We start from the raw sequence: 13,162 nt of genomic DNA, 5'->3' as shown, positions 1-13,162 counted from the left end.
TGAGGTTTTATGAATATTGATTACCGTAAACCGCTTCCAAACGCGGGGATCGATTTTTTCGATACCCGTGAAGCGGTAGATGCTATTGAACCTGGCGCCTACGCCAAACTGCCTTATACGTCGCGTGTGCTGGCTGAAAACTTAGTGCGCAAATGCGCCCCTGAAATGCTTACCGACTCGCTTAAACAGCTTGTTTACCGCAAGCGCGACTTGGACTTTCCGTGGTTTCCTGCTCGCGTAGTGTGTCATGACATTTTGGGTCAAACGGCACTGGTAGACTTGGCAGGTCTTCGGGATGCTATTGCGGCCAAGGGCGGCGACCCAGCGAAGGTAAATCCTGTTGTTCCTACACAGCTAATTGTGGATCACTCATTAGCGGTGGAACACGCAGGGTTTGAAAAAGACGCGTTCGAGAAAAACCGCGCTATCGAAGACAGACGTAACGACGACCGTTTCCACTTTATCAACTGGACAAAAACGGCATTTAAGAACGTGGATGTTATCCCCCCGGGTAACGGCATTATGCACCAAATCAACTTGGAGCGTATGTCGCCGGTTATTCAAGCTCGCGACGGCGTAGCCTTCCCTGACACGCTAGTAGGTACAGACAGCCATACGCCGCATGTTGATGCACTTGGCGTAATTGCCGTGGGTGTGGGCGGCCTTGAAGCGGAAAGCGTAATGCTGGGCCGCGCGTCATATATGCGATTACCTGATATTGTAGGTGTTGAGCTAACAGGCAAACCACAGCCGGGTATTACCGCTACTGACATTGTATTAGCGCTTACTGAATTTTTGCGTAAAGAACGCGTGGTATCTGCTTATCTTGAATTCTACGGTGAAGGTGCATCGCACTTAACGCTGGGTGACCGTGCCACCATTTCGAACATGACGCCGGAATACGGCGCCACTGCAGCGATGTTCTACATCGATCAGCAAACCATTGATTACTTGCGCCTAACGGGGCGTGAAGAAAAGCAAATTGCACTTGTTGAGCAATACGCTAAGCATACTGGTTTATGGGCAGAGGATTTAGAAACCGCCGAATACGAGCGCGTGCTTACATTCGACCTTTCTGCAGTTGGCCGTAACATGGCTGGCCCGTCTAACCCTCACGCACGTTTACCTACCAGCGATTTAGAAAGTCGCGGTATAGCAGCGAAATGGACCGAAGAAGAAGGCAAAATGCCTGATGGCGCGGTTATTATCGCGGCTATCACCAGCTGTACTAATACGTCAAACCCGCGCAATGTTATTGCAGCAGGCCTACTTGCGCGCAATGCCAACCAGCGCGGTCTAACCCGCAAACCGTGGGTTAAAAGCTCACTAGCACCAGGCTCTAAAGCCGTTAAGTTGTATCTTGAAGAAGCTAACTTAATGAGCGAACTGGAAGATTTAGGCTTTGGCGTTGTGGCGTTTGCGTGTACTACCTGTAACGGTATGAGCGGTGCGCTAGACCCAAAAATTCAGCAAGAGATCATCGACCGCGATCTTTACTCAACAGCAGTATTGTCGGGTAACCGTAACTTCGACGGCCGTATTCACCCTTACGCAAAGCAAGCATTCCTAGCTTCGCCACCACTTGTTGTAGCTTACGCCATCGCCGGTACCGTGCGTTTTGATATTGAAAAAGACGTATTGGGCACTGACAAAGAAGGCAACCCAGTAACGCTTAAAGACATTTGGCCAAGCGACGAAGAAATTGATGCTATTGTTGCGAAGTCAGTGAAGCCTGAACACTTCAGAAAAGTGTACGAGCCAATGTTCGATTTAAGCGTGGACTATGGCAAAGACATTAACCCGCTTTATGACTGGCGTGAAATGAGCACCTACATTCGCCGCCCGCCCTACTGGGAAGGCGCAATGGATGCCGAGCGTACAATGAAAGGTATGCGTCCGTTAGCCATTTTGGGTGACAACATCACCACTGACCATCTATCACCTTCGAACGCCATTATGGCAAGCAGTGCTGCAGGTGAATACTTAGCAAAAATGGGGCTACCCGAAGAAGACTTCAACTCCTACGCTACCCACCGGGGCGATCATTTAACCGCACAGCGCGCTACTCTTGCGAATCCGAAAGTGTTCAATGAGATGGTGCTGGAAAACGGTGAAGTGAAGCAAGGTTCACTGGCCCGCGTTGAGCCCGAGGGTAAAGTAGTACGCATGTGGGAAGCTATCGAAACTTACATGAACCGTAAACAACCGCTGATTATTGTAGCAGGTGCTGATTATGGTCAGGGTTCATCACGTGACTGGGCAGCTAAAGGTGTACGTCTAGCAGGCGTTGAAGTAATTGTGGCAGAAGGCTTTGAGCGTATTCACCGTACCAACCTAATTGGAATGGGCGTGTTACCGCTTGAGTTTAAACCGGGCACAACCCGTAAAACGTTAGAACTAGATGGTACAGAAACTTACGACGTTAACGGCGAACCGTCACCAGGTGCAACGCTAACACTGGTAGTGAACCGTCAAAACGGCGAGCAACTAGACGTGCCGGTAACCTGTCGCTTAGATACAGCAGAGGAAGTCTCTATTTACAGCGCAGGCGGCGTATTACAGCGCTTCGCCAAGGACTTCTTAGAAGCGGAAGCTAGCTGAGGGAAAGAACATGACAAAGTATGCGCCACAACTTCGAGTACCGGCTACCTACATGCGTGGCGGTACCAGTAAAGGTGTGTTTTTTAATTTAACTGATTTGCCAGAGGCAGCACAACAGCCGGGACCGGCGCGCGATGCCCTACTTCTTCGTGTCATCGGAAGCCCAGATCCATACGGCAAACAAACTGACGGTATGGGCGGTGCTACCTCAAGTACTAGCAAAACAGTGATTTTAAGCAAAAGCGAACGTGAAGGTTTTGATGTCGACTACCTGTTTGGTCAAGTAGCTATCGACAAACCTTTTGTAGACTGGAGCGGAAACTGCGGAAATCTTACCGCAGCGGTTGGTGCTTTTGCTATTAGCAATGGCTTAGTTGATGAAAGTAAGATTCCGGAAAACGGCATTGCCACCGTCAACATTTGGCAGGCGAATATTAACAAAGCCATAATCGCTAAGGTGCCAATGACCAATGGCGAAGTACAGGAAACGGGCGATTTTGAGCTAGACGGCGTTACTTTCCCAGCCGCAGAAGTAGAGGTAGCTTTTGTTGACCCAGCCGACGGTGAAGGCGCTATTTTCCCTACTGGACGCTTAGTCGACACGCTTGAAGTACCGGGCGTAGGTTCACTTCAGGCGACTATGATAAACGCGGGTATTCCGACTATTTTTATTAATGCGGAAGATCTTGGCTACACAGGCACTGAGCTGCAAGACGACATTAACAGTGATGCAGAGGCGCTTTCGAAGTTCGAAGCCATTCGTGCATACGGCGCGGTTCAAATGGGGCTAATCAAAGATGTCGGTGAAGCTGCAAACAGGCAGCATACACCTAAGGTTGCGTTTGTCGCCTCTCCGAGAGGTTATAAAGCGTCAAGCGGCAAAGATATATTAGGTTCCGACATAGACGTACTAGTACGCGCGCTTTCTATGGGGAAACTTCACCACGCCATGATGGGCACAGCAGCAGTAGCTATTGCCGCCGCTGCTGCCATTCCAGGAACCTTGGTGAATATAGCCGCAGGAGGTGAAGACAGAGAATCGGTGACTTTTGGCCACCCATCCGGAACGCTTCGAGTAGGCGCTAAAGCCACTTTTGAAAACGACAAGTGGAAAATCGAGCAAGCTGTAATGAGCAGAAGCGCCCGTGTTTTGATGGAAGGTAAGGTGCGCGTTCCCGTTGAGCAAAGTTAGTAGCGCCTTTCTAACTAATACAATATTAGAAGAACCTTATTTAGACATAAGTATGAAACGCCCTCTCATTGAGGGCTTTTTTATATTTTATTGGTTATTATCATAAGTTAAATGCCTTGAGTAAATCACATGTATAAAGTTCTTGTAGTAGAAGACAGCTTAACTGTCCGAAAGATAGTAAACAAACTCATTGAGGATAACCCTCACTTTACCTGTGATCTTTGTGAAGACCTCGCTGAAGCCCGAAGTGCGCTTGAGAGCGATACCGAATACTTGGCAGCTATCGTCGACTTGAATCTTCCCGATGCTCCGAATGGCGAGAGCGTTGAGCTCGCGCTTTCTTACAACGTTCCAACTATAGTGCTAACTGGGAACTTTGACGAGTTCACTCGAGCCCAATTATTAGATCAAGGCGTACTGGACTACATTACAAAAGAATCTCGTTACTCATACCTTCAAGTTTCTAAATTAGTTGACCGCTTAAGAAAAAACCTAACGACTAAAGTGCTTGTTGTAGAAGATTCAAAAACGAGCCGCAATCACATTTGTTCATTACTTCGCAAATTCCAGTTTCAGGTGCATGAGGCCAACGACGGTCTTGAAGCGCTTGAGGTGCTGGAAAACCATCGCGATATCAAAATGGTGATCGCAGATCATAGAATGCCTAATATGGATGGCTATGAGCTAGTTAAAACGATTAGACACGAAAGGCGGATGCAAGACTTAGTTTTTATTGGCCTTTCAGCCACCGGCGACAGCGTGCTCACTTCTAAGTTTATTAAAAGCGGTGCTAATGACTTTTTATCTAAGCCGTTTTATCACGAAGAATTTTACTGCCGTGTAATGCAAAACCTTGAATCCCAAGAAATGATTCAAACCATTCGTAACTCGGCGAACTTAGACGCATTGACGAAAGTGTATAATCGCCGTTTTCTACACGAAAAAGCGGAGGAGCTTTTCGCCAATAGTACGTCTAGAAAAGACGTTATTGTATCTATGATTGATGCTGACAACTTTAAAAGCGTGAACGATACGTATGGCCACAAAACTGGCGACATGTTATTGCAGGAGTTCGCAGCGTTACTGAAAGATTACTTTCCTGACGACCTAATTGTGCGCTACGGCGGCGAAGAGTTTACGGTGGTATCGGTGAGGCCGCCTAAGGTGTATTTATCGGCGCTTTCAGCATTTATGGATGCAGTTCGCACTACGCTCTTTACCAGCCACAAATTTAACATTACGTGCAGTATCGGTGTGAGTACTGAAGAGCACAAATGTTTAGAGTCGCAGCTAGAAAAAGCCGACGCGCGTTTGTATAAAGCTAAACATGCCGGCAAAGATCAGATTATTCTTAGGGATGCAGTTGCACAAACTGCTTAAGCTTAAAATGTCAACGCTACTGCAGCCCCCCTGGTATCAAATAACAGAAAACCACCAGTAAGCCGAAATAGCTTACTAACAAGGCGGCAATGGTTTTGTTTTTCAGTGCATTGCCTTCATTCTCTCGACGGGCATTGCTAGTGTTAGCTTTATCGCTAGGAACAAGCACCGAAAAAATAACCGCAGGTAACATTGTTCCCAAAAACCCTGTGACGTTCCACCAAAACCAAAATACGCCCTCTACAAAAAATGCGAAGCTTAGATTTGTTGCAACACCACATAAAAGCGCGAGGTTAACGTGCTTTGTATCTACTTTTTTAGTCAAAATACCAAGTAAAAAAACAGACAACACAGGACCGAAAAAGACTGAGCCCACCTTATTCACTGCTTCTATTACAGTGGGCGCTATGTCGCCGGCATTGAGCGAAAGCAACAAAATGATCACGCCCCATATCAATCCCGCGAGTTTAGCGCTGCGAAGGTAGCCTTCAGGTTTGGACTGCCTTCCCGTTAACTTGAAAAAATCTTCCAGTGATACTGCTGCGAGAGAATTTATTGCTGAGCTTAACGATGACATGGCGGCAGCAAGTATAGCGACGACTAACAAGCCTATAAGTCCGTGGGGCAAGTAGTTAAGAATAAATACTGGCATTAGCCAGTCTGGATTATCTTTGGGAATTTGAGATAACAAGTCGCCATCGTTGAACGCCAAAGTGCCAACCACTAAACCAGCTAAACAATAAAGAAGCGTAATTGGAAACCTAAATATTCCATTAGCTAACATCATCTTTTTAAGATCGTTTTCGGACTGAGCGGATAATGCTCGCTGCGCTTCAGATTGATCGCATCCATAATAGGAGGCATAAAGTATTACACCTCCTAACACCATGGGTAAAAAACCAAAACTATCGCCGTCGAAGCCTAGTGAGGAGAAGTTAATGGTCGATACCCGCTCACTGGGGAGGAGTTGCATAAAGGCGTCCCAGCCACCCAGTGCATTAAGACCAAACGCGATACAAACAGCGGTGCCCATCACGATAACGATCATTTGAACAGCGTCACCGTAAACGACCGCTTTCATACCGCCCTGTAAGGAATACAAAAGCGTAATAACACCAATTAGCAATATCGCCTGTGTAGCTGATACTTGCATCGTTCCTTGCAAGATAATAGACAAGGCGTAAACCATTATCCCGGTGGCGAACGCTCTACTGAATTGAAACACAATACTAATAAAAATACGCGTGGAGGTGGAAAAGCGGCGTTCAAGGTAGTCGTATATACTCACTACGCCACTTCGATACAGGGTTGGCAATACAACAGTAGCGAGTAACAGCATTGCTAAAGGCACAGCAAGTTCGTAAGAAAGCCAAATTAGCCCGCCCCCCTCGCGAAACCCAACAAACGCCGGAGCCGAAATAAAACTAACCGCTGAAAGTTGAGTCGCCATGATGGACAGCAATAGCGGCTTCCAACTTAAGCTTCTGCCAGCTAAAAAGTAGTCTTTCTTCGACTGCTGTCCTCGTAGACTAAAACCAATGATAAGTAAAATAATGAGGTAGATCGCAATAACACTGTAATCAAGAATATCCATATAAACGCAGGGTTGTGTAACTTGATATCTACCTTTACACAAACTCGCGCTGTTTGCATAAAAAAACGGTGTATAGAAACAGTACTTAAAACAGTGAATAGATAATTGCGCTGTAGAAGTGCCTTACATTACATCCAAGACTTTCTCGTCGACTCCACTTCAAACAAAACACTATCTGCTAGTTTATCGACGTATTCCTCTGGTAAAAACGGTACCGTCACCGCGCCTGAGGCCAGCACAAATTTTATCGTGGCAAGCTTTTTTCGTTTCATGAAAACGCTCTGTTTCAAAATTACTTGCTGTGCTTTATAGGGCTCAAAACATTGATAGTCGACACCTATACGACCTCGTCTTATATACACATATTTGTTATCGTAAGCTATTCCCCATCGCCACCATCTAAGTGTCAGCAAAAGCGCAACAGAGATAAAAATAGTAACTGCGCCAATCATAATGTCTAAATGGGAAGTGACGGCTCCCAGTGTGAAAAAACCAAAAACTGGCAACGCCCAAACGGCAAGTAACCAAAACCTAATAAACCGCTTACTGATGGTTTGATAACTTTTACCTCTCAGGTCGCAACCAGGCATAACCTCTTGGCTAAGTTCAAAGGCTTCATTTTCAGTTACCGATGGCACAATGAGTTTATTTGGCGACATCAATTCTTGCATTTGCTGCCCAGCCGTAGAGTTCTGCTCAAAATACAAATTCACCCGCTTTAGTATTTTATCCAGCCAGTCTTGCTTCGCCGTAATCATTTGAATGCGTGATGCACGCATGCTGACTTCCAGCTTATTGAGCAAGCCGCTGCGACGGATATAGCGGTCTCCCGATCGTGAAAGCGTATAGCCATAGAACGTGAAAAGAGCGCCACCTACGCTAAGTAGCGCAACTAAAGCCATTAGCATCATTAGTATGACGAAGGCATACAGTCCAAACTGCCACCAAGCTACCGTTTGTTCACCGACCAGCTGATTAAGCTGCAATCCCTTATCAGCTAACCACTCTGACACAATCCTAAACACATCGTCGTAAAAAGGCGCTGCCGCACCCAGTATGATCCAAACTCGATTGTTAGTGATGCCGTGAATAATAATGTCTTTTACGGAACGACGATTTAATACTTCTTCACTTGTATGGGCGTTACTTGCAGCTTTATCACTCATGCTTTTTGTACGTGAAATCGAACTTCCGTCAGCCAATTCACTATCAGAAAGGTTCTCACCAGCTAGCTCATCTATATCGCCCACGTCATGATGAGCTTTTTCATACAGCACCTGCTTCTTCAGTGCTTCAGCATAGTCTTGAGGCACCGCCACTATTTTTGCTTCTTCTTTACCGCTTCCTGCGGTATCAAGCACCACTAACGCATACCCAAACGGGCGATAATAGAAAGGGCGTTCTATTTTAACGTTTTGAATACGCCACAAAGGCAAGTTGGTATAGCGGCGCTGAAACACACCATGGTGAATCTCAACGTGTTGGTTGTGCACGCGAAACTTGTACATAAGAAAGCTTATTACGCCGCTACTACTAGTAGATAAAAACAGGATCCCGGCACCAATTAGCACTTCAGGCGACAGCAAGTTATCCCAAATATTAAACGATATGGCTAACGCGGGAATGGTGTAGATAAGTACTTGTGCCGAGGCGGAAAAATTACGAATGGTAAAGTACAGAATAGAAATAAGAGAAAGACGCTGCCACTCATCACCCGTTTCTACCTTTAATGTCGGTGCTTGCACAGCAGCATCAGGTTTTATCTCTTGTGACAGATTATGTTCTGACGCTTCGTTTGAGGACGTTTCTGATACCGACATTAGCGAGCACCAATATCTTTGTGAGCAAGTATAAATTCACGTAACTGCTCAGCCCTTTCAATACTTAGCCCGGGTATTTCAAAGGTGTGCATTTCACCGCCAGCCGAAAATACTTGAAGAGAAGCAAGACCCGCCCATCTATCAAACGGCCCGCGGTTAACTTCAACGTGTTGAACACGTAATATAGGCTGACACGAAAGCTTTCTAAAAAAGAGCCCAGACTGCTTGCTAATGTCTTGCTCTCGTATTGCATAAAATATGCGGACATCAGCAAAGAAGTGGTACAGCGCCCACACGCTGCCTAAAGCGACGATACCTGCGATAACATATGGATAAGCGTGTAGTAACCCTTCTGGTAGTGACCAAAAGTTTTGTACTCGTAGTCCAGTGGCGATGCCTATTAGCACTAAAGCTATCAATCCAATTGAGAAAATATTCAGCGCTCGGTACTTTTTAGAAATAGGCAGTAACGCGAGCGTTTGAAGTGAGGGAATCTCGTCAACGCTTAACTGATCGTTTGAAAATACGGTTTCTTGTTGTGCGCTTATTGTCATCACATTAATTCCTTTTACCACTGAATAGATATAAAAAGCCTTCCGCCTTTTTGAGAGCCATTTAGCTACGTAGCAACGCTGTTCTTAACGTCTACTCTACCGCTATTTTTATAACAAAAAAGAGGGCAAGCCCTCTTTTTAACATTACAAATCAAAGAGCGCGTTGCGCTGACTAGTCGTCAACCTGTTGTTCGTTTAACCAATCGTGCAGCGCCTTCATGTCGTGTTGAACCGCCATTTGAAGCTCTTCTACCCAATCGTGCACGTTCTCCCACCACGTTGGGTGATCACCTTGTTGGATTTGATTAGCGATACGTTGTACGCGAGCCAAGCCTACAGAGCCAGCTGCACCTTTAATTTTGTGAGCCTGTGAGCACACTTCGGACTTTTCATCGGCGCTTAAGCTAAGCTGCAGTATTTCCATGTATTCAGGCATTTTTTCTTGGAATACTTTGACGCTAGCGCGAACCATCTCATCCCCTATGGTATCAACTAACATCTGTAATAAGTCCATATCTAAAATGTTACTTAATGTTTTAGTTGGTTCAGGGCGCTCTACTTCGCCGTCTACTTCTAGCGGAGCTGGAGGTGCATGGAACAGCTCGTTGAACACCTCAATAACCCGAGACTTCTTGATTGGCTTTGCAATCACATCGTCCATACCGTTTTCTAAATATTCATCACGCTTTTTAATTACGTTAGCCGTTAGCGCCACAATAGGCGTCTGCATGACCAAGTCTTCTTCAATAATAGTGCTCGCCACATCGAACCCAGTCATATCAGGCAGCTGAATGTCGAGCAGGATAAGGTCGTATTGGTTCTCCCTTACCTTATCAATAGCTTCTTGGCCCGTCATTGCAACATCAACCTTTTGCCCAAGCTTCTCAAGCAAGGCTTTGGCAACCATAACGTTCAGCTCAATATCTTCTACCAACAAGATATTAAGCCCCGTCACTTGAAGCTGTGCGACCTTCATTGGGCTGTTAGAGATTTGCACTGGCAGTACAATCTCAAAACGGGTGCCTTTACCCACGCTACTAGAAACGTGAATTTCACCTTTCATTAAATCGACCATTTGCTTACAAATAGCCAGACCGATACCCGTGCCTGTGGCTGACTGGTGATCGGGGTGATCGACTTGGTAATACATAGCAAAAATCTTATCGATTTCGCTTTCAGGAATACCCACGCCGGTATCTTCAATAATGAAGGTAACGTATGCCTTATCACCATCAGGTTTCGTTGATGATACTGATAAACTCACGTGCCCCTTTTGTGTGAACTTCACTGCGTTAAACAATATATTCCACAAAATTTGGCGAAGACGGGTACCGTCAATTTCCACTAAACGGGGTAACGGCTCATTAATCGTTGTTTTTAGTTCAAGCTGTTTATCTGCCGCTAGCAGTCGAATAATACTGCTTAATTCTTCTGTGAAATCTTTTAGCGAAATCGTTTTAAGGCTTAGCTCTAGTTTATCTCTGTCTAATTTGTCGAGATCAATAATATCGTTGAAGATATTACCTAATGTAATAGCACTAGCGTAAATGGTACTAACCCAGCTAAATTGCTCGTCGCTTAACTCTGTATCACGCAGCATGCGGCTTAGGCCTACAATACCGTTCAATGGGGTACGAAGTTCATGACTGATGGTCGCTATAAAGCGCGTCTTATCGGTGCTAGCTTTCGCCGCAGCATTTTCGGCTTGTTTACGTTCCGTCATATCTCGACCGAAAGACAATAAACCTAGACGATTACCTTCTTTGTCGAAGAAAGGTACGCGCTTCATTTCAAAGTAGCGACGACGGCCGTCAGCGAAGCGAAGCCACAACTCTTCTGTGATACTTGCGTTGGTTTCTAATACTTCATGGTCGCTTGCTACAATTTGGCGGGCTAGCTCTTCTTCGTATACATCTTTTGGCGTCAGCCCAAGCAACTCTTGCTCGGTTTTGCCCGTCATTAACTCGGCAATGCGGTTACAGCCTGCAAATCGACCCTCCTCATTGCGGTAGTAAATTAAGTCAGGCGACGCATCAATAATAGAGCGCAATAGCGTGGACAAACGACGCGCTTGAGCCTCTTGCTCAGATTTGTCTTGAATTTCTCTTTCTAAATCTTTGAACAGAGCTTCTCGCTCTTCCTGCGCCTGTTTACGCTGCTCAATTTCATGATTAAGCTGACGAATATTGCTCTGTAATTCTCGGTTAAGAAATACGTCTTCTTCACGTAAGCTTTCTAATTGGCTAACAACTTCTTTTAAGTTGGTACGCGAATTCTCTAGCTGCTTTATTAGTTCACTGAAAAAGTAGAGTACCCAAGGCGCAGATAGCATCGTGAGAATGACTGCACTTATGAAATCGTCAGGTTGAACTTGGCTTCCCATACTCACGCGTATCACGTAAGAACCGCCTAGCGTGAACACCAGCGAAAGAACAACAAACAAAATGCTGAGTTTGAGAGTGCCAAAACGCTGAACAAATTGAGCAAAGCGGATTGCCCAAGAATCGTTTGGTGAATCTGAATGCATGTACGTCTAATCTAGTCTTATTTTGCCTGTATCCTATCAGGCTTTAATCACTTCGGGAATGCGGTTTGTTGTAGCAAAGCGATGACACCACTTCACATTCACGATTTAAACGGCGACTTTTCCGTAACTTCGTGAATAAACGCAGTGTTAACCCAGCCAACTTTAGTAAAAGATACTTTCGCCCAGTCGCCCTGCCTCTCTAGTACTTTTAATATTTCTCCTTTATTTAAACCATTATCAATAATGGGAAATGAAGTGCCAGGCCCTTTTCTAACATTAAGCGCATTTGCACTTACATTCGCAATTTTCTTTATGGGGCTAGTTATGTCACGTCGGAATTGGTCGTGGGCTTCTCGCTGTGAATTGGTGTTATTTGAATCAGTTTCCCAAACGTTACTGTCGGGATGTAATGCGAGTTCTTTAAATTTTTGTAAGGGAAAGGCGGGGCCGGGATCTACTTTACGCGAGGGCGCAATCTCTTCATGCCCTACAATGGTAGAAATTTGGTAGTGCTCACACAGTGCTTTACACAAGGTAAGGGTTCGCGAAATTTGAATATCAGAATACTTATGCCAATAGCCAGTGGCATGCTGTTTTTTCTTTTTAGCTTCGAATACTTCGTTTTTTTCAAACACTTTACCGAACCAACTCTCATAAGTGCCGTCACTTCTTTCTTTAAGCTGGCCTGCGTTATCTAGTTCAATACCTATTGAATATTGGTTTAATCCGCTACGCCCTTCGAAATAGCTTTCCCCTGCATGCCATGCAATCTTATTGGTTGGCAACATTTGTACGATATTGCCACTGCGTCCCACGGCAAAATGAGCCGACACGCCACTGCCTGGCCTGGTTAATACATTAACTGACGACGCTAGACTACTGCCTGCGGTGAAGTGTATGACGATAGTGTCAGGAAAGCCCTGCTTAAAGAGCCCTGAGGTATTGGGAGAAGGCTTAAAACTCACGCCTTCGCCGGTTATTATATGGTCGTTTATAATAAAGGTGCTGTTGGGGCTTGCCTGTAATGCTGTCATTCGATAGTCCTCACTGACTTGGTAGCATGTGCTTTCAGTGAATTTTTATTCTCTAACTAACGCTATTGCGCTCGTGGAAATTACACGAATGTCCTATCAAGTGAGGCACAACCTTACATACGAATAATTTTTAATCAATATAGCAAACTACTTATATGAGTGGAACCGTAACTTTACGATTTAATAAAAATACAAGTAAATGGCATTTGACAACATAAAACGACAATCTTAGAGCATAATTATTCACCCCATAAAAGCAAATGAGAACCAATATCATTTGTCCAGCTAAAACTTATCATTTTTATTCGCTGATAACATTTTTGTTACAAACCTGAAAGCTCAACTACAAACCCATGATTTTAATAAACTTATTTATATTTATACCAATTCTCTATAAACCTCGAATTTTTAGCGTTTGATTTTATTTTTCAATGTGGGTATTTTGTACGGCCCGCACAGC

The 13,162-nt window shown here is 45.1% G+C and carries 8 protein-coding genes; 3 read left to right on the top strand and 5 right to left on the bottom strand.

What is annotated here, in order from left to right; all coding sequences use genetic code 11:
• The first annotated feature begins 9 nt into the window (after positions 1-9).
• The 3 genes from acnD to ACXACS_RS06435 all read left to right on the top strand — a co-directional run bounded on the left by acnD (position 10) and on the right by ACXACS_RS06435 (position 5,173).
• Positions 10-2,601: a Fe/S-dependent 2-methylisocitrate dehydratase AcnD gene (gene acnD / locus ACXACS_RS06445; RefSeq protein ID WP_474805262.1), complete on the top strand. Its 2,592-nt coding sequence runs from the start codon at positions 10-12 to the stop codon at positions 2,599-2,601.
• 10 nt (positions 2,602-2,611) lie between these two features.
• Positions 2,612-3,793: a 2-methylaconitate cis-trans isomerase PrpF gene (gene prpF / locus ACXACS_RS06440; protein ID WP_474805261.1), complete on the top strand. Its 1,182-nt coding sequence runs from the start codon at positions 2,612-2,614 to the stop codon at positions 3,791-3,793.
• A 129-nt stretch (positions 3,794-3,922) separates the two neighbouring features.
• On the top strand, positions 3,923-5,173 hold the full coding sequence (locus ACXACS_RS06435) for a diguanylate cyclase (RefSeq protein ID WP_474805260.1): 1,251 nt from the start codon (positions 3,923-3,925) through the stop codon (positions 5,171-5,173).
• Positions 5,174-5,189: 16 nt separating this feature from the next.
• On the opposite strand, the gene ACXACS_RS06430 is transcribed toward ACXACS_RS06435, so the two are convergent.
• The 5 genes from ACXACS_RS06430 to ACXACS_RS06410 all read right to left on the bottom strand — a co-directional run bounded on the left by ACXACS_RS06430 (position 5,190) and on the right by ACXACS_RS06410 (position 12,702).
• Positions 5,190-6,767, bottom strand: coding sequence for a sodium:solute symporter family transporter (locus tag ACXACS_RS06430; protein ID WP_474805259.1), 1,578 nt, complete (start codon positions 6,765-6,767; stop codon positions 5,190-5,192).
• 128 nt (positions 6,768-6,895) lie between these two features.
• Positions 6,896-8,587, bottom strand: a complete 1,692-nt coding sequence (locus tag ACXACS_RS06425) for a PH domain-containing protein (protein WP_474805258.1) — start codon at positions 8,585-8,587, stop codon at positions 6,896-6,898.
• On the bottom strand, positions 8,587-9,141 hold the full coding sequence (locus tag ACXACS_RS06420) for a PH domain-containing protein (protein WP_474809219.1): 555 nt from the start codon (positions 9,139-9,141) through the stop codon (positions 8,587-8,589). Before ACXACS_RS06420 ends, ACXACS_RS06425 begins: the two co-directional genes overlap by 1 nt.
• A 172-nt stretch (positions 9,142-9,313) precedes the next feature.
• A complete protein-coding gene (arcB, locus tag ACXACS_RS06415; RefSeq protein ID WP_474805257.1) occupies positions 9,314-11,668 on the bottom strand; it encodes an aerobic respiration two-component sensor histidine kinase ArcB in 2,355 nt (784 codons plus the stop codon).
• Between the two features lie 98 nt (positions 11,669-11,766).
• Positions 11,767-12,702 (bottom strand): N-acetylmuramoyl-L-alanine amidase, encoded by a 936-nt coding sequence (locus ACXACS_RS06410; RefSeq protein ID WP_474805256.1) that lies wholly within the window; start codon positions 12,700-12,702, stop codon positions 11,767-11,769.
• Positions 12,703-13,162 lie beyond the last annotated feature (460 nt).

Source organism: Alteromonas sp. AWM4_230, assembly GCF_056158305.1.
The sequence above is the reverse complement of the archived record's forward strand: the minus strand, read 5'-3'. Positions and strand labels throughout refer to the sequence as shown.